Raw genomic sequence first — 25,516 nt, forward strand, 5'->3', positions numbered from 1 at the left:
CGGCCATTTGTCCACGACCGCTGCGCCGCGCGCCCGCCGTCATGCGATGGTCCCTGGGCGCTACCGCCCGCCGGTCGCCTCCGGTGCGCGCGTCCCGTTTGCCGCATCGCGCCGCGACTGCCGCGCCACCACGCTGGTCACGGTGAGGTCGGCGGTGACGTTGCCCAGCGTGGCGAACACGTCGGGCAGCGCGTCCACCGCCAGCATCAGGCCCAGCGGCGCCACCGGCACGCCCATGGCCTGCGCCACCGGCAGGTTCGTCGCCATGAAGGTGACCTGGCCCGGCAGGCCCACCGAACCCAGGCTGATCACCACCGCCAGCGCCGCGCCCGCCACCAGCTGCGCCGGCCCCAGGTGCATGCCGCTGGCCCAGGCGATGAAGCTGGCCGAAGCGACGTATTGCACCGGGCTGGTGAGCCGGCACAACGACACCGCCATCGGCAGCGCCAGCGCCGTGACCTGGGTCGGGTAGCCGAGCCGCTGCTCCGCGCTCTCCAGCATTGCCGGCAGCGAGGCCAGCGATGACTGCGTGCTGGCCGCCACCGCCTGCGCCGGTGCCAGCGCGACGACGAAACGCCGCAAACGCTCGCCGCCCCACAGCATGGCCACCGGCAGCATCAGCACGGTGACCGTGAGGTGCAGGATGATCTCCAGCAGCACGAACACGCCCAGCGCGCGCACCATGCCCAGGCCGGCGCGGGCGCAGACGGCGAGGATCAGTGCGAACACCCCCAACGGCGCCACCCACAGCACCCAGCGCACGATCACTATCATCGCGTCGGCGACAGCCTGGAAGAACTCCACCAGCATCGCGCGCCGTGGCGGCTGCAACTGCGTGAGCGCGAAGCCGAGGAACAGCGCGAACACCACCAGCGGCAGCATCGCGCTTTGCGCCGCGGCCATCAGCGCATTGCTGGGCACGATGCCTTCGAACCAGGCGGCCCAGCCCGGTGCGGCCGTGGCGGCGGTTGCGGCATGGCCGCTGAGCACCTCGCCCAGGGCCGGGTTGTGCGGGAACAGCGCCAGCAGCGGCGGCGCGAGCAGCGCGGCGACCGCCGCGCCAAGCGCGAGTACCACGATGATGGCGACCAGGGTGCGCCGCGCGATACGCCCGGAAGCCGCCGCATCGCTGGCTGTATTCACGCCCACCACCACCAGCGCCAGCACCAGCGGCACCACCGTCATCTGCAAGGCGTTGAGCCAGAGGTGACCGATCGGCTGGGCGACGTCCGCCGCCTGCACGGCCCAGCCCGGCGCCCAGGCGGCGAGCGCCAGGCCGGCCAGCGCGCCCGCCGCAAGGCCCAGCAGCACGCGGGTGGTGGCGCTCATCGGTCGGCTCCCACGTCGGGCAGTTGCCAGGCGTGGCGCAGGCGCGCGTATTCGCCCTGCGGCAGCAGCACGAAGACGGGGTGCTCCTGCGGCTTCAACCACGCCAGCAGACGCTGCATGGCTTCCGGCGCCATCGCGGTGCAGCCGGTAGTGCCCGTGGCCGGCGACGACCACAGGTGCGCGAAGATGCAACTGCCGCCATGCGCCACGCCGTTCGGGTTGTGCTCGATCACGAAGCCGATGCGGTAGGCCTGGTCGCCGTGGAAGTGCAGGTCGCGCCGCATCGGTTCGCTGGAGCCCTTCAACGCTGCCGTGCCCACCTTGGCCGTGTCGGCGATGCGGTTGTAGAGCGGCGTGCCGCTGACATCCATGCAGTAGTCGTTGGCGGTGAGCGCGAGATACGGCATTGCCGTGTCCGCATGGGCGGCGTAGCCGAACGCGGTGCCGATGCGGAACACGCCGGCCGGGCTGCGGCCGTCGCCTTCGCGCTTCTGCGGGCCGTCATGCTGTGCCGGGCTCAGGCCGATGCCCCAGGCCGAGCCGCTACGGCCGATCACCACCGGTTGCGGCGCGCCCACTTCATGCCACGCGCCGCCATGCTCGCGCTGGTAGCTGCGCAGCGTGCCTTCGATCGTATTCCAGCCGGGCACGGTGACCAGCACCATCTGATTGGCGTTGGACCAGGCGGCGGACGGACTGGTGGCGGCGATGGCGTGACCCGCGACGGCGACGCCGGCGATCAGCAGGGCGACGAGATGACTACGCATGGATGAGACATCCTCTAAATGAAGAATCCCCTTCCCTTCGGGCGCGGGAAAGGACCAGGGATGGCCCTGCCTTGAGGCGCGAGGAAGAGGGTGCCAGCCTGCAGGTGCTGAAGCACCTGCAGGACAGCGAAGCCGACCCCGCCGGGGTGAACGCCACGGATAGCACGAATCGAGGCGGGCGAAGGTTCGGGTGAAGACGGGCGTTGCGGCAGAACCATACCCTCACCCCAACCCCTCTCCCGGCGAGAGAGGGGCTCCAGCTTGCAGCACCGATGAACGCCAGGGTGCCCATCAAGGCTCCAGCACCTGCTGGATGCGTTCCAGGTTGGCGACGAGTTGCGCATGGCGCCCCTCGTCACCTTCGCAAAGCTGCACGAACAGCACATCCAGTAGCTGCTGCAGCGCGGACTGGTAGAGCAGCGACTGGATGTAAGGGCGTTCGTCGTGCGCGGACACCAGCAAGGCCGTGTCGGCCAGCGCGCGCAGCGGATTGGCGCTGTGCCGGGTCACGCTGACCACCGTGCCGCGGTGTTCGCGGAAATGCCGGGCGATCCTGCACAGCGCCGGCTGGTTGCCATGTTCGGAGAACACCAGCAGCACGTCGCCTGGATCGGCGGTGGAGACATTGGCGGCCATCCGCGCGATGTCGAAGTTGTGCACGACAGGCAGGCCGAGCAACGCGAGCTTGTATGCGAAACCCCGCGCATGGACATCGTCTTCGCCCAGGCCGATGAGGAACACCTTGCCGCCCTGGGCCGCCTTCGCCAGGGCCCCGGTCACCGCGGCGAGCGCCTGCGGTGGATTGATGAGACGCGTGGCCTCTTCCGCCTCGGACTTGCGCCGCCACAGGCCGCCGGCCAGCGGCTCGCCCGTCTCGCCGCCGGCTTGCACGCCGGCATCCTCGTCGTCGCCGCTGTCGGCGCGGGCGATCGCCTCGCCCACCGAGTACTTGAGATCGGGGTAGCCCTTGAAGCCCAGCTTCTGGGTGAACTTCACCACGCTGGACTGGCTGATGCCCAACGCGTTGGCGAGCTGTTGCGAGGAGTAGTCGCGCAGCAGCTGGGCGTTGTCCAGCACGAAGTCGGCGATGCGGCGCTCCACCGCCGACATCTGGTCGCGCTCGGCGCGGATCTTTACCAGGGGCGACATGCGGCGCCCTGCCTCAAACCGCACTGCCGGTTTCGAGCCCGCGGATCTCGCGGATGCCCAGGCCCGGCGCATCCGTCACCGAGATCTCGGACTCGTTGAAGATCACCCCGCCGTCCACCGGGTTGAACTGGCACAGCGAGGGGCCGTCCAGGTCCACCTTGGTGATCGCGTTGGACTTGGCCACCGCCACGTGCACCGCCGCCGCCACGCTGATCGAGGTTTCCAGCATGCAGCCGATCATGCACTCCACGCCATGCAGCGCGGCGATATCCGCGATCTTGATGGCGTTGGAGATGCCGCCGGTCTTCATCAGCTTGATATTGATGATGTCGGCGGCGCGCAGGCGGATCAGCTCGATCACCTCCATCGGCCCGAACACGCTCTCGTCGGCCATGATCGGCGTGTGCACGCGCTCGGTGACGTAGCGCATGCCCTCCAGGTCGCGCGCCTTCACCGGCTGCTCGACCAGTTCCAGCTTGATGCCGGCATCCTCCAGCGTCTGCAGTGCGTAGACCGCCTGCTTGGCCGTCCAGCCCTGGTTGGCGTCCAGCCGCAGCAGGGCGCGGCCCTCGACCGCCGCGTAGATCGCCTTGACGCGCTCGATGTCGACGCCGATGTCCTTGCCCACCTTGATCTTCAGCGACTCGAAGCCGCGTTCCACCGCGGCAACGGAGTCGGCGACCATCTTGTCGATATAGTCCACGCTGATGGTGATGTCGGTGGTGATCACCGGGTCGCCACCGCCCAGCAGCTTGTACAGCGGTGCGCCGTAGAGCTGGCCCCACAGGTCGTACAGCGCGATCTCCACCGCCGCCTTGGCACTGGTGTTCTTCTCCATCGACGACTGCACCAGATGGGTCAGCCGGTTGAGTTCGGCCACGTCCTGGCCGAGCAGGCGTGGCGTGATGTAGTGGCGGATCGCGTCCATGATCGAGCCGTGGGTGTCGCCGGTGATCACCGCGGTGGCCGGCGCTTCGCCGTAACCCACGTGGCCGGTGTCGGCGTGCACCATCACCACGATGTCCTCGACCTGGTTCACCGTACGCAGCGCGGTCTTGAACGGCGTCTTCAGCGGTACCCGCAGCATGCCGAACTGGATGTCGGTGATTTTCATGGGGTGGCTTTCATCTGTAGTGGGTGTGCGTTCGCATTCGCGCATGCTGGTCGCCGCAACAAAGCAGTTTCGTGCGCCTGTCGGCGCCCGAGTTACTTTCTCTTTGCGTGGCCAAAGAGAAAGTAACCCAAGAGAAAGGCCACCCCGATGGCGCGCCCTCCAGGCATCCTGCCTTCCGGGTACGCGGGTGGGCTACGGGGTTTTCCGACGGCACCTCCCTGTACCGGCGGAAAACTGGCCGGCCTCCTGCCGGCCATCCTACGGACTTTCCTCCACCCACCCGCCGCGCCATAGGGGCCCCGGTAGAGCCGCGCGCTCCCGGCGCGCAGAAGCAAGAGCGCGCAGCGCTGCCGCTTCTAGCGCGCACGACGCACGCCTGCTTTTCCGGGGCCCCTGGGCGGCGGTGAGGCGGGGACGAGCAGGCCGCGCAGCGGGCGAGGCCAGGGATGGACTCGCCTTTTCGCGCGGGCAGGAGGCCCGCTCGAAAAGCCCGGCCACGACTCACGGACTCGCAGGGCAGGATGCCCGGAGAGCGCCAACCGGGGTGGCCTTCTCTTTGGGTTACTTTTCTCTTGGCCACGCAAGAGAAAAGTAACTCGGGCCGCGGCAGCGGACCGAAACCGCTCTGAAACTTGCGGGAGCACAGAAGCAAAAACCACTCTCCCCCAACCTCTCTCCTCGCTCCCCCGCGCGGAAAGAGCACATGGATGTGCTCGGCCTTGGGGAGCGAGGAAAGTCGGCGCCATCCATGGCGCCTCTCCGCGCGTCCGCAAGCAAGCGATGCGAGCAGCGTACACCGGTGTGCGAGAGGCAATGACGGCCACGATTGGAATCGCCTGCGATTCATCGCCGGATACGCACGATGCTTGTCATGTGGTCGATAAACGTCGAGCCATCCTTGCCATAAAGCATCGGCAACAACGGCGTCACCGACACCGCATTGAGCTTGACGTGCGCCACGGAGCCATCCGGTCTGGCATAGCTCATGCCCAGCACGTCGTGGATCACCCACGGCTGCCCCTTCCACTGGCCCAGCACCATCATCACGTGGCCGGGGATGTAGACCAGGTCGCCCAGCCGCAGCTGCATCGCCGCCTGTAGGCGCACCGCATGGCTGTCGGCGGCGGTGAACAGGCGATGTTCCAGCGCTGGGCTCTTGGCCTGGTCGCCGGTGTTGCGCGGCATCTGCACGCCCATGCTGCGGTAGACATCGGAGACGAAGCCCGAGCAGTCGCGACCGTCGTACGAATGGCCCCAGCCATACCGCTCGCCGAGGAACTTGAACGCCTGGGTGACCAGGTTGCGCGGCGTCAGCGGCAGGTAGTCGGCAGCGGTGTCGGTGTTCTTCTGCAGCAGGGCCGGCACCAGCTCCAGGCTGCCGTCGTCCCTGCGGATGGGCAGCTGCAGCGTGTACGCGGCATACGGCGTCTGGCCGTTCACCGGCTGGTCGGGCGGCAGCGACGTGAGCAGCGGCACGCGCGTGCCCATGTCAAGCTGCAGTTGCGACACCGCCGGCTGTTCGGGCGTGAACACGGTGCGCACGCTGGCGCCGGTGACCACGCGGTACGGCGTCCTGGCGGCGTAGGCCAGCACCACATCCTTCGCGCCTACCGCCACGTAGCGCTTCTGCATCCACGCCGCGTAGCGCGGGCTCACCACGAACAGCCATTGGCCATCGCGGCTGGCATGCAGGATGGCCACCGGCGTACCGGGGAACTCGGCGCTTTCCTGGAAGCGGTCGATGTCGTGGTCGTCGTCGCTGCTGAACACGCGCAGCGTGGTGGGAAAGGTGCGCAGCGCGGCGCGCTGCACCACCAGGCCATAGCGCACCGTGGTCTGTGCGGGGATCGCCTCCAGCGCCAGGTCGCCCTCCACCTTGTACAGCGTGGTCGCCGGCACTGGCAGGCCGTGTTCGTCGTACAGCGCATGCGCGGGCCGCTTCGACAAATGTTCGATCCACGCAGCCACCTGCGCGCTGGGCAGCGTGGCGGGCAGCGCCGCGAGATCGTGCAGGGTGGGATCGAGCCGGAATAGCTTCGCGTTCTGCGCGTCGATCTGCGCGCGGGAAAGGATCATCCGGTCGGGCTGCGGCTGCAGGGCGATCCAGAAGTCCGGCGTGAGTTGCGCATCGCCCACGCCAAGCACGCCACTGGGCGGAACCGGCAGGGCGCTGGCGGGTGCGTCACGCGCCGGCAGCGGCGCATGGACGAGCGCAAGGGCCAGAACCAAGGCTGCGAGCACCGGACGCTTCATCGTTTCACCCCCCCCTCACCCGCAGGTCGCCGGACACGATGGCACGGCTGCGCGACACGCCAAGGAATATTTGATTCCATGAATTTTCATTGCCAGCATAAATTATTGACCAACATTTGCAAGCGTGCTACACAACCCGCTGGGGAAGCATCGCAAGGGTTCCGATGATGGCGAATGCGACATCCGCTCCACACCGGGCGACGCGCCTGCTGTTCGCATTCTTTCTGCTGGCCGTACCGTGCGCGACGGCCTGGGCCGCCGACGCTCCGGCCGACATCGCCGCGCTGGTCGACGCTGGCCAGTTCCAGGCCGCCGACGCCGACATCACGCAGGCCCTGGACCAGCCAGGCCTGGATGCCGCCACGCGCGACGCGCTGCTGTTCCAGCGCGAACGGATGCGCCGCATCCGTTACGACTTCTCGCTCGACGCCGATGCGCTGAAGGCGCGCATCCGCAAGCAGGTGCCCGACCTGCGCGACGACGAATTCCGCGACTGGGACGAACACGGCCTGCTCGAACACATGGTGATCGACGGCCGCGTGATGTACTTCAAGCGCGACGCCTCCAACATCTTCCGCCTCAGCGCCGAGGCCGCCGCGCGCCGCGCCCATCCCGCGCCGTTCGACGACGACCCGATGGGCGTGCTGAACGACTACCACCGCGAAGTGCGCGCGGCGGCGCTGCAGGAGGACAGCAGCAGCGTGCTGCCGCACAGGGTGCGCATCACCCAGACACTGACCGTGGATGCCGACGCGGTGCCGGCCGGGAAAACCCTGCGCGCGTGGATTCCCTACCCGAAGCCGCTGCCTGGCCAGCAGGACGACATCCGCTACGTCGGCAGCGTGCCCGCGAAGCACGAGATCGCGCCCGGTGGCGCGCCGATGCGTACGGTGTATTTCGAAAAGACCGCGCAGGCCGGCAAGCCCACCACCTTTTCGGTCACCTACGAGCTCACGATCCACGCGCAATACCACGCTATCGACCCGGCCAAGGTGGTGCCGGCGACCATCACGCCGGACCTCGCGCCCTACGTGGCCGAGCGGCCGCCGCACCTGGTGTTCACCGAGCAGCTGCGGCTGTTCTCGCGCCAGGTGGTGGGCGACGAGAAGAACCCCTACCGCATCGCGCAGAAGCTGTTCGCCGCTGTGGACGAGATCCCGTGGGCGGGCGCGCGCGAGTACTCGACCATTCCCGACCTCAGCGACTACACGCTGCACGCCGGCCACGGCGACTGCGGCCAGCAGACGATGCTGCTGATCGCCCTGCTGCGCCTGAACGCCATCCCGGCGCGCTGGCAGTCCGGCGCGATCTTCGCCGACCACGGCTACAACGACATCCACGACTGGGGCCAGCTCTACCTCGCACCCTACGGCTGGGTGCCGATGGACGTCACTTTCGGCCGGCTGCATCCGGGCGCGCATGCCAAGCCCGGCGACGCCGCACTGGAGTGGTTCTATCTCGGCGGGCTGGATGCCTGGCGCGTCGCCTTCAACAGCGACTTCGGCCAGGACTTCACGCCGGCCAAGCAGTCGTTCCGCTCCGACAACGTGGATTCGCAGCGCGGCGAAGTCGAGTGGAGCGGTGGCAACCTCTACTACGACAAGTGGCGCTACAGCTTCGACTGGTCGCCGGCAGGCGGGCATTGATCCCTTCACCGAATCCACAATGAACCCACCCGCCACGGACACGCTGCCCTCCACGCATTTCGATGGCGTGGACCTCGCCACCCTCGCCGAACGGCACGGCACGCCGCTGCACGCCTACTCGGCCGGGGCGATCCGCCAGCGCATCGCCGGCCTGCAGCAGGCGCTGCAAGGCATGGACGCGATGATCTGCTACGCGGTCAAGGCCAACGGCAACCGCGCCATCCTGGAACTGATGGCCCAGGCCGGGCTGGGCGCGGACATCGTGTCCGCCGGCGAGCTGCAGCGCGCGCTGCGTGCCGGCATCCCGCCTGCACGCATCGTGTTCTCCGGCGTGGGCAAGAACGACGCCGAGATCGCCGATGCGCTGACGGCAGGCATCCAGCGCTTCAACGTGGAATCGCTGGACGAACTGCACGCCATCGAACGCATCGCCGGTGAACATGGCGCCGAGCCGCGCGCCGCGGTGCGCATCAACCCGGACGTGGACGCGCTTACCCACGCCAAGATTTCCACCGGCAAGTCGGAAAACAAGTTCGGCGTGAGCATCGCCGAGGCGCGCCGCTGGTTCGATGCACGCGCCACGCTGCGGCACGTGCGGCTGGACGGCCTGCACGTGCACATCGGTTCGCAGATCCTCTCGCTGGAACCGTATCGCCTCGCCCTGCAACGGGTGGCCGCGTTCTGGCGCGAACTGCGCGACGCCGGCCATCCCGTCGCCAGCATCGACGTGGGCGGCGGCCTCGGCGTGCGTTACCGCGAGGGCGACGTGCCCATCGCCGCGGCCGATTACGTGGGGGTCATCCGCGACGCGCTCGCCGGTTTCGATGGCCGCCTGCTGCTGGAACCCGGTCGCTACCTCGTGGCCGAGGCCGGCGTGCTGCTGACGCGCGTGCTGCGCGTCAAGCACGGCGAGGCGCGCGACTTCCTGGTGCTGGACGCAGCGATGAACGACCTCGCCCGACCCAGCCTGTACGATGCCTGGCACGACATCGTGCCGGTATCGGACGAAGCACGACCGCAAGCCGTGTACGACGTGGTGGGCCCGGTCTGCGAAACCGGGGACACCTTCGCGCAGGCCCGCACGCTGCCCGCCTGCACCGCGGGCGACCTGGTGATGATCCGCGGCACCGGCGCCTACGGCGCGTCCATGGCATCCACCTACAACTCGCGACCACTGGCCGCCGAAGTGCTGCTCGACCGCGGTCGTGCCGCCGTGGTGCGCCGGCGCCAGACCCTGGATGAAATGCTGGCCGACGAACAGCCGGCCAGCCAGTGGGAGACGACATGAAACCCTTCGCATCGCCCACGACGGCGTGCCTCGGCCTCGCGCTGCTGGCCGCTCACGCGCTCTCTGCTCCCGCGCACGCCGCCGCGCCGACGCCGGCGCCTCCGTCGGCGAACAACGACTACGACCGCATCCTCGATACGGTGGTCGCCCGCTACCATCTGCCCGGCATCGCGCTGGGCGTGATCGAGGACGGCAAGGTGGTCTACGTCGCCACGCGCGGCGAAACCGTCGCCGGCTCGGGACAGAAGATCACGCCGCGCACGCTGTTCAAGATCGCCTCCAACAGCAAGGCCATGACCACGGCCCTGCTGGGCCGTCTCGTGGATCAAGGCAAACTGCACTGGGACGACCCGGTGACGAAGTACCTGCCGGACTTCCGCATGCACGACCCCTGGGTCACGAAAAACATGCGCGTGGCCGACCTGCTTACCCATTCCAGCGGCCTGCCCGAAGGCGGCGGCGACCTGATGCTGTGGCCGGAGCCGAACGCGTTCACCCGCGCCGACATCATCCACGGCCTGCGCTACATCAAGCCCGGCTACAGCTTCCGCTCGAAATACGAATACGACAACCTGCTCTACGTGGTGGCCGGCGAGGTCGCCGCCGCCGCGGGCGGCGCACCGTACGAGGCGCTGATGCACCGCGAGGTGTTCAGGCCACTGGGGCTTTCGCGCTGCCAGGTCGGCCAGTGGAACCGCGACGCGGTGGGCGACGTGGCCGAGCCGCACGCCCGCGAGGGCGACCGCAACGTCCCGACGGACGAGGACGGCCCGGTGATCCCGGCGATCACCTCCGCCCCCGCCGGCGGCATCCGCTGCGACCTCGACGACATGCTGACCTGGGCGCGCAACTGGCTGGCGCCCACGCCGGCGCAGTTGCAGTGGCTCTCCGCGAAACAGCGCCACGTGCTGCAATCGCCGCATATGCTGATCCCCGTTTCCGAACAGCACCGCGACTGGGACGACAGCCACATCATGGCCTACGGCTACGGCTGGCGCATGACCGACGTGGACGGCACCTGGACGGTGTGGCACACCGGCACGCTGGACGGCATGTACTCCGAACTGATGCTGCTGCCCGACCGGAAGGACGGCTTCGTGTTCCTCATCAACGGCGAGGCGGAATCCGCGCGCACCGTGCTCGGCGAAGCGTTGCTCAAGCACTTCACCAAGCCGGACGACACGCGCGACGTCGCCTGGTATGCGGACGCGCTGCAGCGCACCGACGAGCAAGCCAGCAGGCGCGCCGCGGCGCCCGACACCTCGAAGGCAACGCCGGTCACGCCTGCCGCGTTGGCCTCGTGGATGGGGCGTTACCGCGACCCGTGGCTCGGTGATCTTGCGTTGTGCCCCAAGGACGGCCGAGTGCATTTCGCCGTCGCCAAGTCGCCGCGGCTCAACGGCGACGTGATGCGTCTCGGCGGCCGCGACCTGGTGCACTGGAGCAACCATGGCATGGACCCCGACGCCTGGCTGGACTTCCACCCCGCGCAAGGGGGCCGGCCCGCCACCCTGACCATGGCCAAGGTCGATCCGCTGGGCGACTTCAGCTCCGACTACGAGGACTTGCACTTCACCCGCACGGGGGATTGCCCGTGAAGCGCCGGTTCCCTGCAGGGGCGCGCGCTGTGCGCGAATGCCCTGACGGCGGACCGGAGCCAAAAGCGTTCGCGCGCAGGGTGCGCTCCTGCGGCATCGCACTGGCCCTCACTCTCGCGGCCTGCCTGTCGAACGCGCGGGCCGACGAACCGCCGCCGCAGCTCTCGCCCGCGAAAACCGCGGCACAGGCAGGCCTGGTGGACATCCGCAGCCTGGTGCCCGGCATGGCCGAGGACATCAAGTACGCCGGCAGCGACAACTTCGTCGGCCGGCCGGTGCATGGCTACCGCGCGCCCAGGTGCCTGCTGCTGCGCCCCGCCGCCGAGGCGCTGGCGCGGGTCGAGCGCGAGCTGCGCGCGCAGCACTACCGCCTGAAATTGTGGGACTGTTACCGCCCCGCCCGCGCGGTGGCGGACTTCGTGCACTGGGCGCACGACCTTGGCGACCAGCGCACCAAGCCGCAGCACTATCCGAACCTCGACAAATCGCAACTGCTCGGCGACTACATCGCGCCCGTATCCGGCCACAGCCGCGGCGCCACCGTGGACCTCACCCTGGAACGCTGCGCCGCCGACGGCACCCATTGCGTACCGCTGGACATGGGCACCGGCTTCGACTGGTTCGGCGTGCGCGCCCACACCGATGCGCCCGGCGTCAGCACCGTGCAGCTCGCCAACCGCCATCGCCTGCGCGCGGCGATGGAGCGCGGGGGATTCAGGAACTACCCGCTGGAGTGGTGGCACTACACCCTCACGCCCGAACCCACGCCGCACACGCTCTATGACGTGCCGGTGCAATGAACACTTCATTCTTGCCACACCCTGTCCGAAGCATCCCCTCTCCCTCCGGACGCGGGGAAGGGCCATGGATGGCCCTGCCTTGAGGAGCGAGGAAGAGGGTGCCGACCTGCAGGCGCTGGAGCACCAGCGGGACGGCGAAGCCGGCCCCGAGGGGGTGAGGCGCCATGGATGGCGCGAATCCAGATGGGTGAGGGTTCGGGCGAAGCCGGAGGTTACAGCGATAACGAACCCTCACCCCAACCCCTCTCCCAAGGGGAGAGGGGTCCAAATCTCGGCTTCCGGAGGTCCATCATGCGTCTCGCCACCTTGTTCGCCCTGTCGCTGCTCGCAGCCGGCGTGGCCAATGCATCGACTGCCGACGCCATCAACAACGCCAATCAGCTGATGCAGCCATACACCGGCGACGTGCCCGGCGCCTCGCTGCTGGTGATCAAGGACGGCCGCCCCCTGATCGACCGCGGCTACGGCATGGCCGACCTGGAACACCACGTCGCCGCCTCCCCGGCCACCGACTACCGCCTCGCCTCCGTGACCAAGCAGTTCACCGCCGCCGCGATCCTGCTGCTGGCGCAGGATGGCAGGCTGAAGCTCGAGGATTCGATCCGCCACTGGCTGCCCTCGCTGCCGGCTTTCACCGACAAGGTGACGCTCGCCGAACTGCTCTGCCACACGGGCGGCCTGCTCGACTATGAGGACCTGATCCCGCCGGGCACCACGAAGCAGCTCAACGACAACGACGTGCTGCGCATGATCGGCGCCACCACGCACGGTTACTTCCCGCCCGGCACCGCCTACCGCTACAGCAACACCGGCTTCGTGCTGCTCGGCCTGGTGGTGGAGAAGGCCTCGGGCACCACGCTGCAGGATTTCCTCGAACGACGCATCTTCAAGCCGCTGCACATGGACCACACCCTGCTCTACGTGCACGACGGCAAGACCGTGCCCGACCGCGCCTGGGGCTACAGCGAAACCAACGGCCAATGGCAGCGCACCGACCAGGACCTGACCAGCGCCACCCGCGGCGACGGCGGTATCTATTCCAGCATCGACGACCTTGCGAAATGGGACGCCGCGCTCTATGACGACCGCCTGCTCAGCGATGCCTCGCGCAAGCTCGCCTTCAGCCCGCATGCGAAGGTCGTCGGCGAGCCCTACCAGGCCGACTACGGCTACGGCTGGCGCATCACCGGCGATACGCTGTGGCACTCGGGCGAGAGCATCGGCTTCCGCAACGTGATCGTGCGCTGGCCGAAGCAGCATCTCACGGTGATCCTGCTCAGCAACCGCAACGATCCCGAGCCCTACCGCACCGTGCTGGCGATCGCCGAACCGTTCCTGCAGCACTGAACCATCCATCGGACACCGCATCCATGCACGCATTGCCCGGCACGTTGCGCAGCTGCTTCGCCTTCATCCGTCTTGCGGCGCTGCTGGTCATGCTCCTGCTGCTCGCCGCCTGCGCCCACGCGCCGCCGCGCAACCCGCTGGCGACCTGGGTGCCGTCGCCGAACTACGACACCCGCCGGCCGGTGCTGATCGTGCTGCACTTCACCGAACAGCAGTCCGTCGCGCAGAGCCTGGATACCTTGCGCACGCACAACAGCGGCGGACCGGTCAGCGCGCACTACCTGATCGGCCGCGACGGCCACATCTACCAGCTGGTGCCCGACCAGCTGCGCGCGTGGCAGGCGGGACCGGGACGCTGGGGCACCATCACCGACCTCAACTCGGCGTCCATCGGCATCGAGCTGGACAACGACGGCCAGACGCCGTTCGCGCAACCGCAGATCGCCAGCCTGCTGCGCCTGCTCGCCGATCTCACCACGCGCCTGCACATCCCGCCCACGCAGATCATCGGCCACGAGGACCTCGCTCCCGGCCGCAAGGTCGACCCGGGCCCGCTGTTCCCATGGCAGCAGCTCGCCGAGGCCGGCTTCGGCCGCTGGCCGCGCGGCCCGCTGTGCGACCCGCCGCCCGGCTTCGACCCGTGGATGGCGATGGCCGTGGTCGGCTACGCCCTGGACGACCGTCCCGCCGCCGTGCGCTCCTTCCACCACCACTTCCGCGGCATGGAAGGCGACACGCTGGACGCACAGGACCTGCGCATCCTCTACAACCTGGTACAGCAGATCGAGCCGGGCCCGAACACCTGCACCGCGCCGTCGGCGCAGGCGCCGATCAACTAGGGCCGGACCAGCACGCCCGCGGTATAGCTCTCCACCACCAGGCTGAAGGGCCGGTTGTCCCGCGCATACAGCAGCGCCCGGTGCTGCAGCACGTGCGGCGGGATGACCAACGGTTTGCTGCTTGCCGGCGGCAATGCGGCACCGCTGTCCCAGCCCCGCGGCAACGGTGACCACAGCAGTTCCGCCGAAAGCGTTTGCCGGCGGAAATGCAGTGGCTGCACCACCTTGCCGAACGGCACGTCGGTGGTGTCGAGCTGCCGGTTCATTGCCGCGGTCAGCCGCGACGGCACGTACCAGTTGTCGGCATCGGACAGTACCGTGTCGCCGCAGGCCAGCTGCACGCGGCGGTAACGCACCGGCACGTCCGGGCCGATGCCGAGCAGGCTGCGTCCGTCCGGCGGCAGCGGCTTGTTCTCGCCTTCCACGCGATGCGCCACGACCTTCGCCTGCGCCGCCAGGCGGTGCGCCCCGCACCAGCGCTCCAAAGTCAGCGTGGCACTGGGATGGCTCAGCAATTGGGCGTTGAGCGTCTGCAGCTCGGCCAGCGCCTGCGTGCGGGCCAGCGGCGTGTCCGGCCAGCCTTCACGCGCGGCGACGGGACCAGCGGCCAGCGCCAGCACGGCACATGCCACGAGATTCCGCGGGCGCATGCGCCTACAGCCCCTGCACTGCCTGCGCCACCGCCCTGAACAGGGCACGGCCCTTGTTCATCGTCTCCTCCCACTCGGCGGCGGGGTCGGAGTCGTAGACGATGCCGGCGCCGGCCTGCACGTGCAGGCGGCCGTCCTGGATCACCGCGGTACGGATCGCGATCGCGGTGTCGGCATCGCCCCACCAGCCGATCCAGCCGATCGCGCCGGCGTAGATGTTGCGCTTGTACGGCTCCAGCTCCTGGATGATCTCCAGCGCGCGGATCTTCGGCGCGCCGCTGAGCGTACCGGCCGGGAAGGTGGCCTTGAGCACATCCATGTAGCTCACGTCCGGCCGCACCTTGCCCTCCACCTGCGAGACGATGTGCATCACGTGCGAGTAGCGCTCGATGGCGAACGAGTCGCTCACTTCCACGCTGCCGGTCTCGCTGATGCGGCCGATGTCGTTGCGGCCCAGGTCGATCAGCATCACGTGCTCGGCGCGCTCCTTCGGATCGGCCAGCAGTTCGGCCTCGAGCGCCTGGTCTTCCTCCTCCGTAGCACCGCGCTTGCGCGTGCCAGCCAGCGGGCGCACCAGCACCTTGCCGTCCTTCAGCCGCGCCAGGATCTCGGGCGACGAGCCCACGATCTGCGTCTGGCCCAGGTCGACGAAGTACATGTACGGCGACGGGTTGAGCGCACGCAGCGCGCGGTACACGTCCACCGGCCGCGCGTTGAAGCCCACGCTGAGCCGCTGCGAGGGCACCACCTGGAAGATGTCCCCGGCGCGGATGTATTCCTTGGCCTTCTCCACCATCGCCTCGAACTCGGCCCTGGTGAACGACGACTTGAAATCGCCTTCGTCCAGCGCGACGGACTGGGTGAGTTGCGGATACGCCGCGCCGCCCTGGCGCAGGCGATGCACCAGCGCGTCGAGCCGGCGCTGCGCGGCGGCGTACGCCTGTGGCTGCGACGGATCGGCATGGACGATCAGGTAAAGCCGTCCCTTGAGGTTGTCGAACACGGCGACTTCCTCGGCCAGCATCAAGAGCACGTCGGGCGTGCCCAGCTCGTCGGCGCGATCCCAGCGCGCGAGGCGCGGTTCGATGTAGCCGATCGTCTCGAAGCCGAAGTAGCCGACCAGGCCGCCGCTGAACGCCGGCAGTTGCGGCAGGCGCGGCACGTCGTACCGTGCGCGCAGCTTTTCGATCTCGCCGAGGGGATCCGCCACATGGCGGCGCTCGGTGACCTCGCCCGAGTCTTCCACTTCCAGCTCGTGCCCGCGCAGGCGGAACACCCGCTTCGCCGGCAGGCCGATGATGGAATAGCGCCCCCAGGTGGCACCGCCCTCGACCGACTCGAACAGGAAGGTGTACGGGCCGTCGGCCAGCTTCAGATACACCGACAGCGGGGTGTCGAGGTCGGAAAACACCTCGCGCACCAGCGGGATGCGGGTGTGGCCCTGGGCGGCCAGCGCGTCGAAGTCGCTACGGGAGATCACGGGGAACGATCCAGCGGGGGACGGGTTGCACACGATAGCAGGGCCGCGCGGTTTTCCGTATGGACGTCCAGAAGCCGGCATCCCGCTTGCCCGGCACCGGCCCGCGCGCAGGGGCTCATCCCGACGCGCCGCAACCGGGAGGGAAACGGGCTGCCCTCAAAGCCGCTGCCGCGGCATGCCGCGCAGGCGCAGGCTGAAGGCCACGCCGCTGCCGTCGTCGAGGTTGCGCGCGCTGGCCGAGCCGCCATGGCGCTCGGCCACCAGCCGCACCACGTACAGGCCCAGGCCAAGGTGCGGCGCATCGCCGGGAGTGGCCTTATCGCGCAGGCTCACCAGCGAGTCGAACAGCCGGCCAGCCATCGCCGCGGGCAGCGGCGGTCCCTGGTTGGCCAGCTCGATCTCGGCACCGCCGTCGACGGGCCTCAGGCTGAGCCGCAGCCAGCCCTCGGGCGGTGTGAACGAGAGCGCGTTGTCGAACAACTTGTCCAGCGCCTGCGCGATCGGCTCCGGCGCGCAGTGCAGGTGCAGCGGCGCGTCGGGCAGCACGCAGTCCAGCCGCCGCGTGCCGGCCAGCGGCCGGTAGGCTTCGGCGCAGCCGCGCACCACCTCCCGCAGATCCACGTCCTCCGGTTCCGCGGCAGCGATCGCGCGTTCCATCCGGCTGGCCTCGCTCATCGCGCGCACCAGCGCGCCCAGTCGCGCCACGCCGTCGCGGGCGCGGGCAAGGTAGGGCTGGGCGTCAGGCGGCAGCTGGGCATGCTCGAGGTTGTCCAGCGAGGACTTCACGATCGCCAGCGGCGTGTTGAGTTCGTGCGAGAGCTTGGATGCCAGCGTGCGCAGGTAGTCGGTGTAGCCGCCCACCGCCTCGAACAGGCGCTCGAAGCTGCGCGCGAGGTCGCCGATCTCGTCCGGCGCATCGGTCATCGGGAAGCGGCCACGTTCGAGCGAGCCGTCCAGACGCCCGTCCGCAAGCTGCGCGCGCTCCGCGGCATTGCGCAAACGGCCGAGCCGCAGGCTGAGCCGGGTGGCGAACCACAGCAGGATCGCGCCGGCCAGCAGCAAAACGCCAAAACTGGTGAGCAGCAGCCCCAGAAGCGCGCGGTTGGCCAGGAGCGGCACCGCGCGGCTGGCCTGTTCCAGCAACAGCACGCCGGCGGGCTTGCCGTCCCGTTCGATCGGCACCGCGGCGGAGAGCACCACGCTGCCGCGCTCCTCGCCGCTGCGCCACACACTCGCCGGCGCCCCCGCGCGGGCGCGCAGGACCTCGGGCGTGTCCAGCCGTGGCACGTCCTGCGCCCACAGGTTCGCGTCCTCCAGCCGGGTGGCCAGCAAGGACCGGTAGACCAGCGAAGCGAACCAGCCAGGCTGGCCGTGCGCGCCAGGCGCGGTATCCAGCCGGCCGCTGTGCGCCAGCAGCCAACCCTGCGGCGACAGCACGCGCGCCTGCGTGCGCTCGGGCACGAGGCTGGCAAGTTCGGCCGACAGCGCGGCCGAATAGTCCAGCAGCGGCCGCGTTTCCACCGCCAGCCGGTCGCCGCCGGCCTCCGCGACATAGGCCCCGATGCCCAGCATCTGCAGCTGCAGGCCGCGCGGCAGGCGCAGCTCGATGCGGAAGCCGCTGCCGTCCTCCTGCCATTGCGCCGGGAATTCCGCGGGCAGGCCGGCCACCGGCGGCCCCAGCGCCCGGGCGGCGATCGCGCCAGGCGCATCGCTTTCCAGCAGGTAATGCTGCTGGCCGGAGGCGTTGCCCAGCACCAGGTTGAGGTGGTCGGCGGCCAGCGCGTTGGCGCCGTCCTGCGCATCTGCACGGGTGCGCCGGGTGTCGCGCACTTCGGTGTACAGGTACAGCCCGCCCGCGTCCTCGGCAAGCAGCAGCTTGCCGCGCGTGCCGAACGGCTGGCTCCACGGCGTCAGCGGCGCCCAGTCGTCGCCGTAGCCGTCCACGGTGATCGGGTTGGCCGCCTGTTCCACGTACCACGCGCTGTCACCCTGCGGCAGCGGTGCGTGCGTCACCACCAGGCTGCGCGCCACCGCGCGCGCGGAGGCGATCAGCGCCTGCGCCTGGCCTTCGCGCAACAGCGCCTCCATCTGCCGCACGTACAGCCAGCCGGCCACCGGCAGCGCCAGGGTGCACAGCGCGACCAGCAGCAGCTTGCGGCGCAGGGTCATCGCATGGCCGTCACGGCTTCTTCCCGGTGGCGGCCGGCCCGGTGTCGCGCTGGTAGCGCGCGTTGGTCGCCACCTGCATGAAGGCATCGAGCAGCGCGCGGCGCGTGGCGTCGCCGTCGGCAAAACTCATCGACCAGCTGAGGCGCACGCCGCTGGCCTCGCCCGGGTCGCAGAACACCACTGCATCGTCGATGCGGTCGCTGCCTTCATACACCACTCCGCGGCAGGGCATGTGCGGATTGTGGATGACGATGTCGGTGGCCTTGCCCGCTTCGTCGCGCTGCAGGTACTGCTTGCGGTCGGCTGCCAGCTCGTCCGCCAGCGTCGCCAGCTTGCGCGGCCACACGTTGAGCACCATCACGCGCTCGGGCTTGCCGGTCCACTCGCCCTGGTAGAGCACGGCGTCGACGCCGATCGCCTTGGCGTACATGCAGCAGTCGCGCGTCCAGCCCGGCGGACTCGCCACGGCAATCGCCCACGCCGGCGCCTTGCCATCGCGCACGCCGCGGGCCAGCACGTCGTCGCCGCTCCGCGCGGCAGCTGCCGCGAGGGGCAGGAGCAGGAGCAACGCCACCAGCAGGCCTCGCGGCATCGCATGCATGCTCACGGCTTCCACCGGTAGCCCACGCCGTGCACCGTCTCGATCGCGTCGAACTCCGGTGCCACCGCGATGAACTTCTTGCGGATGCGCTTGATGTGCGAAGTGATGGTGGCGTCGTCCACCACCAGCTCCGCCTCGCGCATCAGCTGGTCGCGGTTCTTCACATGGCCGGGGAAGCGGATCAAGGTGTGCACCATCCAGAACTCGGTGACGGTGAGCGGCACCTCGGTGCCGTTCCAGGTGATCCGCATGCGCTCGGACTCCATCTTCAGCGGGCCGTGCTCGATCACCGTCTCGCTGGCCGCCGGCGCCTTCAGCGACTCGATGCGGCGGAACAGCGCGGCGATGCGCGCAGCGAGCTGGTGCAGGCTGGTGTCCTTGCTGAGGTAGTCGTCGGCACCCAGGCGCAGGCCCGAGATCACGTCGAAGTCCGAATCGCGCGCGGTGAGAAAGATGATCGGCAGCGTGGCCGACTTCGCGCGCAGTTCGCGGCAGAGGTCGAAGCCGCCTTCCGGTTCGTCGCCCAGGCCGATGTCGATGATCACCAGCTCCGGCAGGCGCATCGCGAATGCGCCGGAAGCTTCCTGGCGCGAAGCGTAGCCACGCGTGTCGTAGCCGAAGCGGTTCAGCGCCTCGACGTAGTTCGCGCGGATCAGCGGTTCGTCCTCGACGATGGCGATGTTGCGGCCCATGGCGGCTCCCGGTGGCGATGGCGCGCAGCGTGCTATGTGCGCGCCGATGGCGCAAGCCGCTTGCCGCTGCTGCCCCTGTTTTGCCACAAACCGGCGGCAAGCAGCCCCTCCCGCGCCGCCCGCACGGCCGCGCCGGGAGATGAGATGCGGCCAACGCCTCCCGGAATGCCGCCATGACCCGCCACGATGCCGCCGACCGTGACCCCAACGCCGAACTGCGTGGCTTCGAGCCGCTGCGGGTGACGCTGGCGCTGGGCGCGCTGCTGCTAGGCCTGCTGCTTGGCCTGCACTGAATCGGTGCACCGTAACCCGTCAACGCCCGGTTAGCCGTGGAAAGCGATAGCGGCCGGCGCGCAGGGAGGCGCTCCGGCCGCGGGGCACGACGGATCGCGTCCCGATGCTGAACAAGCCTGCCGCGGCGTCCCGGCCCCATCCACCCGATCCTCCGACATGGTGGTTCCTTCATCCCCTCCACACGAGGGGATTTTTTTGGGGAACCAATCCCTTCCGGGGCGGGTCAGACCTGATGACCGGTGCTACATCCATTGCCGTGGATGGCGCCGATACGGCCGCTGACCTCCCCTCCGTGGCCGCCTTGTCCGCACCATGGCGCCGGTCGATGGTGTCTCCTCGCACGTCATGCAATGACGTTTGCCCCGGCTCGGCTGTCGCCACGCCGGGGCTTTTTGCAAACGGCATCGGCGGCGACTGGCTTCAGGCCGTCGCTGAAGCGGCGCCGTTTCAGCCGATCGCCGTGCGCATCGCCGCGATCTCGGCGCCATAGTCCCCGGCATGGAAGATCGCCGAGCCGGCCACGAAGGTGTCGGCGCCCGCGGCGGCGATCGCGCCGATGTTCTCGGCGGTGACGCCGCCGTCCACCTCCAGCCGCACGGCCAGGCCGCGCTCGTCGATCATGCGGCGTACGCGGCGCAGCTTTTCCAGCGCCATGGGGATGAACTTCTGGCCGCCGAAGCCGGGGTTCACCGACATGATCAGCACCAGGTCGAGCTTGTCCAGTACGTAGTCGAGGCAGTCCAGCGAGGTGGCGGGGTTGAATACCAGCCCGGCCTGGCAGCCCGAATCCTTGATGAGGCCGATGCTGCGGTCGATGTGCTCGCTGGCCTCGGGGTGGAAGCTGATCAAGGTGGCCCCGGCCCTGGCGAAGTCGGGCACGATGCGATCCACCGGCTTCACCATCAGGTGTACGTCGATCGGCGCGGTGATGCCGTACTTGCGCAACGCGGACAACACCATCGGGCCCATCGTGAGATTGGGCACGTAGTGGTTGTCCATCACGTCGAAGTGCACCCAGTCCGCGCCCGCGGCCAGCGCGGCGGCGGTGTCCTCGCCCAGCCGCGCGAAGTCGGCGGCGAGGATGGAGGGGGCGATGACGGGGCTTTGCTTGCTCATGGGCATGATTCCTGGGGGAGCGCACCCTGTGCGCGACCACTCTGATGTTGATCGAAGCCAAAGCATTCGCGCACCGGGTGCGCTCCTACTTGAAGCCTCGTTCCGCCTTGATCCGCTCGTAGGCGGCGTTGATCTCGCTGGCGCGGGCTTCGGCCCGCTTGCGCATCGCCTCGGGCAGGTCGCCGAGGCGATCGGGGTGGTGCTCGGAAATCAGCTTGCGGTAGGCGCGCTTCACCGCGCGGTCGTCCGCGCTGCGCTCGATGCCGAGCACGGTGTAGGGATCGGGCCCCTGGGTATTGCGCTGCGGCGGCACGTAGCCGCCCCCGCCGTAGCCCTGGCCGCCGCGGCCGCGCGCGCCGCCCGCGTTCCACGCATAGCCCTTCATCGCCATCAGCGCCATCAGCTCCATGTCGCTGACGCGCAGCGCGAACGCGAGCTGACGCAGGATCGCCATCTTCTCCGGCGGCGGATTGCCTTCGGCGAGCACGGTGTCGATCACCACGTCCAGCACCGGGAACGCGTGGTCGCGGCGCAGGCCTGCCCAGCGACGCAGCTCGTCGATGGTGGGCGTGACGTCGAATTCCGGCTGCTTGCCGGCGTTGAAGCTGGCGATCGCCTGCTGGCGCTGCGCGGCGTCCAGGCCCATGCGCGCCATCATGCGCTCGGCCACGGCGATCTCCGCCTCGGAGACGCGGCCGTCGGACTTCGCCACCGCGCCGAGCAGCGCGAACAATGGCCCGACGAAACCGCCCGCCTCCGGCGTGGCCTGCTTGCGCTGGCTGTGCCGCAGGTTGTCGAACACGAAGCCGATGATGGCGCCGGTGATCGCGCCGGGCAGGTGGCCGATCAGCAGGCCGAAGAAGCCGAACCAGAGCGTGTAGGTGAAGCTCATGGCTGGTCCGCCGGCGTCGGGATCTGGGCGCTGTACCAGCGCGCCAGCGCGTCCAGTTCGGCCGCATCGAGCGGGCCGATCGCGGCGCGCATCACCGGCACGTCGCGGCGGCCGTCGCGGTAATCCTTCAGCGCCTGGCGCAGGTAGTCCAGCCTCTGCCCGGCAAGGTTCGGGGCGCCGGGCATCACGGCCACGCCGGTCTCGCCGTGGCAGGCCGCGCACAGGCCCAGCCGCGACGGCTTCGCGATGCCGGCCGCGGGTGTTTGCGCCACGCACGGCATGGCGACGGTGAGGCAGAGTGCCGCGGTCAGCAGAATGCGCATCGACGGAAGCTGGGGGCCGAAAGCCGCGAATTCTAGCAGCCTGGCCGCGGCGCACCGCGGCGATGCCGCCGCCGGCAGACGGTCTAGTTTTGATCGGGGCTGGCAAATCCGGCTGCAAGGCCGATGTCTCCGCCGCTTATCGTCCCTCGAAACCGTCCTGGGCGGCGAAGCGTATTGAACCCGTTCTCGCGCAATCGGCTGTTCGACTCGACCGTCGAAGCCCGACAGGCTCCTGGCCGCTACAATGGGCGTTCCCCTCCCGCCACGGAACCGCCGTCGTGCCCACCACCTTGCCGCAATCGAACCTGCCAGGCCTGGAACTGATCCACCGCGGCAAGGTGCGCGACGTCTATGCGCTGGATGCGCAGCGTCTGCTGATGGTGGCCACCGACCGTCTCTCCGCGTTCGATGTGGTGCTGCCCAACCCGATTCCCGGCAAAGGCGAGATGCTCACCCAGATCTCCAACTTCTGGTTCGGCAAGACCGCCCACCTGGTGCCCAACCACCTACTAGGCGTGCCGCTGGCCGACGTGCTGCCGCCCGGCACCGACCTCGCGCTCTACGCGAAGCGCGCCGTGGTGACGCGCCGGCTGAAGCCGGTGCCGGTGGAATGCATTGCGCGCGGCTACCTGATCGGTTCGGGATGGAAGGACTACCAGAAGACCGGCGCGGTCTGCGGCATCGCCCTGCCCGCAGGCCTCAGGCAGGCGCAGCAGCTGCCGGAGCCGATCTTCACGCCCTCGACCAAGGCTGCGGTCGGCGATCACGACGAGAACGTCAGCTTCGACGCCGTGGTTGGCCTGGTGGGCCGCGAGCTGGCGGAAAAGGTGCGCGACGCCACGTTGGCGATCTACCGCTGGGCCGCCGCGTACGCCGCGGAGCGCGGCATCATCCTCGCCGACACCAAGTTCGAGTTCGGCACCGACGCCGACGGCAAACTGTACGTGATGGATGAGATGCTGACGCCGGACTCCACGCGCTACTGGCCCGCCGACAGCTACCAGGTCGGCATCAGCCCGCCCAGCTACGACAAGCAGTTCGTGCGCGACTGGCTGGAGGCCCAGGGCTGGGACAAGACACCGCCCGGCCCGGTGATACCGGACGAGGTGATCGCGCGCACCGCCGCCAAGTACGCGGAAGCGCTGGAGCGGCTGGCAGGCCTCCGGCTGGATTGAGGCCATCACCGTCCGGCTTGCGATGGCCGCCGCCGGCATGCTGGTATGGCAACCCTGGGCCACGAGGGCAACGCACCATGACCACGCAAGCCGCAAGTCCACGCAGCATGCAGGACTGGCTGGACAGCTACAGCAACGACCACCGCAACCCGGTGAACCAGGTCTTCCACTGGTGCTGCGTGCCGCCCATCGTATGGTCGGTGATCGCGCTGCTCTGGACGGTCCCCGTGCCGCAGGCGTGGCTGCGCCCCGGCGCCTGGGCGGTGGCGGTGATGGTGCTGGCGTTCTACTGGTACTGGAAGCGCTCGCGCCGGCTGGCGCTGGCGCTGCTGATCGCGTTCGCCGCGCTCGGCCTGCTCACCAACGTCATGTATGCGCGGCTCGGCGCCGCCGATCTGCGCTGGGTCGCCGTTGGCGTGTTCGTGGTGGCCTGGGTCGGCCAGTTCATCGGCCACAAGTTCGAAGGCCGCAAGCCCAGTTTCCTCACCGACCTCGCCTACCTGCTGATCGGCCCCGCCTGGCTGATGGCCAAGCTGCTGCATCGGCTCGGCTTCAAGCAAGTCGCATGAATACCCTGCTCACTCTCGTCAGCAGCCTGGTCTGGTGGGTGCTCTACGGCAGCATCGGCGCGCTCGCCTGCGCCCTGATCGCCTGGTCCGTGCTGCGCTGGACCGAGCGCTGCAACGTGGTATTCAATCGCGTCTACCTCGCCTGCCTGCTGTGGACCCTGCTCGGGCTGCTGCTGGTGGTTGGCGTGGCGGCGTATGAAGGACACCTGCAGCCGCCGTTCCGGCCGTTGCTCACCTCCGGGCTGCTGCGATGGGCACTGGTGGTGGACATGCTGATCGGCGTGCTGCTGGTGTGGCGGTTGACGCCGCGGGTGGATGCGCATCGCGTACGGCCAGGGAGCGCGTGCCTGGCGGTGGCGGCGGTGATGGCGGTGGGGTTCGGGGTGGCGACGACGTTGGTGTGAGGGTTGGCTGGGACTCACTATCGGAAGGTCCGAGATGACCCGGTCTTGATTGGTACGACGCCCATGCGTACAAGTCGATCGATCTCTCGAAGGTTCTGAAAGTATGGGTACAGCCGAGGGGGAGACCAGGATCGTTAGCCCCATCCCTGGGGCTAACCCCTCCGCGCTGCGCGCTACGGGGCCAGCGCTGCGCGCTGTCCAAATTTGTTCCCGGCAAAATTGTCGACTGCGGAGGCAGGATGCCGAAGCGAACATCGGCGAAGCCGATGGCCCGAAGGGCGAGACGCAGGATGCGCCGAGTATCGCGGTCCGGTTGCTTGGGAGACCAGGATTGTTCGCCCCATCCATGGGGCTCACCCCTCCGCGCTGCGCGCTACGGGGCCAGCGCTGGCGCGCTGTCCAAAATCGTTCCAGACGATTTTGTCGAACACAGGTTCGACTCCGGGAAGTCTCCCTGCCATACGCAAAAAGCCCGCCTTTCGGCGGGCTTTTTGCGTATGGCAGGGAGACTAGGATTCGAACCTAGATAAACAGAGTCAGAGTCTGTTGTCCTACCGTTAGACGATCTCCCTAAACCCTTGCGTGTCGGCGCGCTCTGACCTGGAGCGCCGCACGTCGAAGCGCGGTTAACGCTTCGAGAACTGGGTGGCGCGGCGGGCCTTGTGGAGGCCGACCTTCTTGCGCTCGACCTCGCGGGCGTCGCGGGTCACGAAGCCGGCCTTGCGCAGCGGCGACTTCAGGGTTTCGTCGTACTCGATCAGGGCACGGGCGATGCCGAGGCGGATCGCGCCGGCCTGGCCGGTGATGCCGCCGCCTTCGACGGTGACCTTGATGTCGAACTTGTCGGTGTTCTGGGTCAGCTCGAGCGGCTGGCGCACGATCATGCGCGAGGTCTCGCGACCGAAGAACTGCTCAAGGGTCTTGCCGTTGACTTCGATCGCGCCGGTGCCCTTGCGCAGGAACACGCGGGCGGCGGAGGTCTTGCGGCGGCCGGTGCCGTAATTCTGCTGAATCGCCATGA

General features: G+C 68.9%; 23 protein-coding genes and 1 tRNA gene. 9 read left to right on the plus strand and 15 right to left on the minus strand.

All coding sequences use genetic code 11. The features are described from left to right. Positions 1-60 precede the first annotated feature (60 nt). The 5 genes from AC2EWF_RS06120 to AC2EWF_RS06140 form a co-directional block, all read right to left on the minus strand. Positions 61-1,329 (minus strand): dicarboxylate/amino acid:cation symporter, encoded by a 1,269-nt coding sequence (locus AC2EWF_RS06120; protein ID WP_483638481.1) that lies wholly within the window; start codon positions 1,327-1,329, stop codon positions 61-63. Then, positions 1,326-2,096, minus strand: coding sequence for a L,D-transpeptidase family protein (locus AC2EWF_RS06125; protein ID WP_483638482.1), 771 nt, complete (start codon positions 2,094-2,096; stop codon positions 1,326-1,328). The genes AC2EWF_RS06120 and AC2EWF_RS06125 overlap by 4 nt, the downstream gene beginning before the upstream one ends. A 291-nt stretch (positions 2,097-2,387) precedes the next feature. After that, complete coding sequence (locus AC2EWF_RS06130; RefSeq protein WP_483638483.1) at positions 2,388-3,245, minus strand: MurR/RpiR family transcriptional regulator; 858 nt, start codon at positions 3,243-3,245, stop codon at positions 2,388-2,390. A gap of 13 nt (positions 3,246-3,258) precedes the next feature. Next, the gene (locus AC2EWF_RS06135; RefSeq protein WP_483638484.1) at positions 3,259-4,359 is read right to left on the minus strand and encodes a dipeptide epimerase; all 1,101 of its coding nucleotides are present in this window, start codon (positions 4,357-4,359) and stop codon (positions 3,259-3,261) included. A gap of 843 nt (positions 4,360-5,202) precedes the next feature. Beyond that, positions 5,203-6,612 (minus strand): C40 family peptidase, encoded by a 1,410-nt coding sequence (locus tag AC2EWF_RS06140; RefSeq protein ID WP_483638485.1) that lies wholly within the window; start codon positions 6,610-6,612, stop codon positions 5,203-5,205. A gap of 167 nt (positions 6,613-6,779) precedes the next feature. Between AC2EWF_RS06140 and AC2EWF_RS06145 the strand changes: the two genes are divergently transcribed. From AC2EWF_RS06145 to AC2EWF_RS06170, 6 genes are all read left to right on the plus strand, one after another. Further along, positions 6,780-8,258: a transglutaminase-like domain-containing protein gene (locus AC2EWF_RS06145; RefSeq protein WP_483638486.1), complete on the plus strand. Its 1,479-nt coding sequence runs from the start codon at positions 6,780-6,782 to the stop codon at positions 8,256-8,258. Positions 8,259-8,277: 19 nt separating this feature from the next. Next, positions 8,278-9,546, plus strand: coding sequence for a diaminopimelate decarboxylase (gene lysA / locus AC2EWF_RS06150; protein ID WP_483638487.1), 1,269 nt, complete (start codon positions 8,278-8,280; stop codon positions 9,544-9,546). Next, positions 9,543-11,144 carry a serine hydrolase gene (locus AC2EWF_RS06155; protein ID WP_483638488.1) on the plus strand — a complete coding sequence of 534 codons (1,602 nt, stop codon included), beginning with the start codon at positions 9,543-9,545 and terminating at the stop codon, positions 11,142-11,144. The genes lysA and AC2EWF_RS06155 overlap by 4 nt, the downstream gene beginning before the upstream one ends. 101 nt (positions 11,145-11,245) lie before the next feature. Beyond that, positions 11,246-11,944: a M15 family metallopeptidase gene (locus AC2EWF_RS06160; RefSeq protein WP_483639116.1), complete on the plus strand. Its 699-nt coding sequence runs from the start codon at positions 11,246-11,248 to the stop codon at positions 11,942-11,944. Between the two features lie 291 nt (positions 11,945-12,235). Further along, positions 12,236-13,291, plus strand: a complete 1,056-nt coding sequence (locus AC2EWF_RS06165) for a serine hydrolase domain-containing protein (protein ID WP_483638489.1) — start codon at positions 12,236-12,238, stop codon at positions 13,289-13,291. Positions 13,292-13,314: 23 nt separating this feature from the next. Beyond that, positions 13,315-14,130, plus strand: coding sequence for an N-acetylmuramoyl-L-alanine amidase (locus AC2EWF_RS06170; RefSeq protein WP_483638490.1), 816 nt, complete (start codon positions 13,315-13,317; stop codon positions 14,128-14,130). On the opposite strand, the gene AC2EWF_RS06175 is transcribed toward AC2EWF_RS06170, so the two are convergent. The 8 genes from AC2EWF_RS06175 to AC2EWF_RS06210 form a co-directional block, all read right to left on the minus strand. Further along, positions 14,127-14,762: a hypothetical protein gene (locus AC2EWF_RS06175; RefSeq protein ID WP_483638491.1), complete on the minus strand. Its 636-nt coding sequence runs from the start codon at positions 14,760-14,762 to the stop codon at positions 14,127-14,129. The two genes, AC2EWF_RS06170 and AC2EWF_RS06175, sit on opposite strands and share 4 nt — an antisense overlap. A gap of 22 nt (positions 14,763-14,784) precedes the next feature. Beyond that, on the minus strand, positions 14,785-16,260 hold the full coding sequence (trpE, locus tag AC2EWF_RS06180) for an anthranilate synthase component I (protein ID WP_483638492.1): 1,476 nt from the start codon (positions 16,258-16,260) through the stop codon (positions 14,785-14,787). Positions 16,261-16,416: 156 nt separating this feature from the next. Continuing rightward, the gene (locus AC2EWF_RS06185) at positions 16,417-18,429 is read right to left on the minus strand and encodes an ATP-binding protein (protein ID WP_483638493.1); all 2,013 of its coding nucleotides are present in this window, start codon (positions 18,427-18,429) and stop codon (positions 16,417-16,419) included. Between the two features lie 10 nt (positions 18,430-18,439). Continuing rightward, positions 18,440-19,030, minus strand: a complete 591-nt coding sequence (locus AC2EWF_RS06190) for a hypothetical protein (protein ID WP_483638494.1) — start codon at positions 19,028-19,030, stop codon at positions 18,440-18,442. A 2-nt stretch (positions 19,031-19,032) separates the two neighbouring features. Beyond that, positions 19,033-19,722: a proteobacterial dedicated sortase system response regulator gene (gene pdsR, locus AC2EWF_RS06195; protein ID WP_483638495.1), complete on the minus strand. Its 690-nt coding sequence runs from the start codon at positions 19,720-19,722 to the stop codon at positions 19,033-19,035. Between the two features lie 741 nt (positions 19,723-20,463). After that, positions 20,464-21,132, minus strand: coding sequence for a ribulose-phosphate 3-epimerase (gene rpe / locus AC2EWF_RS06200; RefSeq protein WP_483638496.1), 669 nt, complete (start codon positions 21,130-21,132; stop codon positions 20,464-20,466). Positions 21,133-21,217: 85 nt separating this feature from the next. Continuing rightward, positions 21,218-22,024, minus strand: coding sequence for a co-chaperone DjlA (gene djlA, locus AC2EWF_RS06205; RefSeq protein WP_483638497.1), 807 nt, complete (start codon positions 22,022-22,024; stop codon positions 21,218-21,220). Further along, positions 22,021-22,347: a c-type cytochrome gene (locus AC2EWF_RS06210; protein ID WP_483638498.1), complete on the minus strand. Its 327-nt coding sequence runs from the start codon at positions 22,345-22,347 to the stop codon at positions 22,021-22,023. Before AC2EWF_RS06210 ends, djlA begins: the two co-directional genes overlap by 4 nt. A gap of 278 nt (positions 22,348-22,625) precedes the next feature. Between AC2EWF_RS06210 and AC2EWF_RS06215 the strand changes: the two genes are divergently transcribed. From AC2EWF_RS06215 to AC2EWF_RS06225, 3 genes are all read left to right on the plus strand, one after another. Further along, positions 22,626-23,522: a phosphoribosylaminoimidazolesuccinocarboxamide synthase gene (locus AC2EWF_RS06215; RefSeq protein WP_483638499.1), complete on the plus strand. Its 897-nt coding sequence runs from the start codon at positions 22,626-22,628 to the stop codon at positions 23,520-23,522. A 77-nt stretch (positions 23,523-23,599) separates the two neighbouring features. After that, positions 23,600-24,091 (plus strand): Mpo1 family 2-hydroxy fatty acid dioxygenase, encoded by a 492-nt coding sequence (locus AC2EWF_RS06220; protein ID WP_483638500.1) that lies wholly within the window; start codon positions 23,600-23,602, stop codon positions 24,089-24,091. Then, on the plus strand, positions 24,088-24,495 hold the full coding sequence (locus AC2EWF_RS06225) for a hypothetical protein (protein ID WP_483638501.1): 408 nt from the start codon (positions 24,088-24,090) through the stop codon (positions 24,493-24,495). The genes AC2EWF_RS06220 and AC2EWF_RS06225 overlap by 4 nt, the downstream gene beginning before the upstream one ends. A 498-nt stretch (positions 24,496-24,993) precedes the next feature. Here the strand turns inward: AC2EWF_RS06225 and AC2EWF_RS06230 are convergent. Then, positions 24,994-25,067, minus strand: a tRNA-Gln gene (locus AC2EWF_RS06230). Between the two features lie 54 nt (positions 25,068-25,121). Continuing rightward, on the minus strand, positions 25,122-25,514 hold the full coding sequence (rpsI, locus tag AC2EWF_RS06235; RefSeq protein WP_483638502.1) for a 30S ribosomal protein S9: 393 nt from the start codon (positions 25,512-25,514) through the stop codon (positions 25,122-25,124). Positions 25,515-25,516: the final 2 nt, after the last annotated feature.

This window comes from Rhodanobacter sp. sgz306013, from assembly GCF_057031145.1.

Bases quoted from the DNA above. Each gene is read 5' to 3' on its own strand.
- lysA (WP_483638487.1), top strand. From the start codon at position 8,278: ATGAACCCACCCGCCACGGACACGCTGCCCTCCACGCATTTCGATGGC.
- AC2EWF_RS06125 (WP_483638482.1), bottom strand. From the start codon at position 2,096: ATGCGTAGTCATCTCGTCGCCCTGCTGATCGCCGGCGTCGCCGTCGCG.
- AC2EWF_RS06145 (WP_483638486.1), top strand. From the start codon at position 6,780: ATGGCGAATGCGACATCCGCTCCACACCGGGCGACGCGCCTGCTGTTC.
- AC2EWF_RS06185 (WP_483638493.1), bottom strand. From the start codon at position 18,429: ATGACCCTGCGCCGCAAGCTGCTGCTGGTCGCGCTGTGCACCCTGGCG.
- AC2EWF_RS06155 (WP_483638488.1), top strand. From the start codon at position 9,543: ATGAAACCCTTCGCATCGCCCACGACGGCGTGCCTCGGCCTCGCGCTG.
- rpe (WP_483638496.1), bottom strand. From the start codon at position 21,132: ATGAGCAAGCAAAGCCCCGTCATCGCCCCCTCCATCCTCGCCGCCGAC.
- AC2EWF_RS06210 (WP_483638498.1), bottom strand. From the start codon at position 22,347: ATGCGCATTCTGCTGACCGCGGCACTCTGCCTCACCGTCGCCATGCCG.
- AC2EWF_RS06225 (WP_483638501.1), top strand. From the start codon at position 24,088: ATGAATACCCTGCTCACTCTCGTCAGCAGCCTGGTCTGGTGGGTGCTC.
- djlA (WP_483638497.1), bottom strand. From the start codon at position 22,024: ATGAGCTTCACCTACACGCTCTGGTTCGGCTTCTTCGGCCTGCTGATC.
- AC2EWF_RS06220 (WP_483638500.1), top strand. From the start codon at position 23,600: ATGACCACGCAAGCCGCAAGTCCACGCAGCATGCAGGACTGGCTGGAC.
- pdsR (WP_483638495.1), bottom strand. From the start codon at position 19,722: ATGGGCCGCAACATCGCCATCGTCGAGGACGAACCGCTGATCCGCGCG.
- AC2EWF_RS06140 (WP_483638485.1), bottom strand. From the start codon at position 6,612: ATGAAGCGTCCGGTGCTCGCAGCCTTGGTTCTGGCCCTTGCGCTCGTC.
- AC2EWF_RS06135 (WP_483638484.1), bottom strand. From the start codon at position 4,359: ATGAAAATCACCGACATCCAGTTCGGCATGCTGCGGGTACCGCTGAAG.
- AC2EWF_RS06165 (WP_483638489.1), top strand. From the start codon at position 12,236: ATGCGTCTCGCCACCTTGTTCGCCCTGTCGCTGCTCGCAGCCGGCGTG.
- rpsI (WP_483638502.1), bottom strand. From the start codon at position 25,514: ATGGCGATTCAGCAGAATTACGGCACCGGCCGCCGCAAGACCTCCGCC.
- AC2EWF_RS06130 (WP_483638483.1), bottom strand. From the start codon at position 3,245: ATGTCGCCCCTGGTAAAGATCCGCGCCGAGCGCGACCAGATGTCGGCG.
- AC2EWF_RS06190 (WP_483638494.1), bottom strand. From the start codon at position 19,030: ATGCATGCGATGCCGCGAGGCCTGCTGGTGGCGTTGCTCCTGCTCCTG.
- AC2EWF_RS06120 (WP_483638481.1), bottom strand. From the start codon at position 1,329: ATGAGCGCCACCACCCGCGTGCTGCTGGGCCTTGCGGCGGGCGCGCTG.
- AC2EWF_RS06170 (WP_483638490.1), top strand. From the start codon at position 13,315: ATGCACGCATTGCCCGGCACGTTGCGCAGCTGCTTCGCCTTCATCCGT.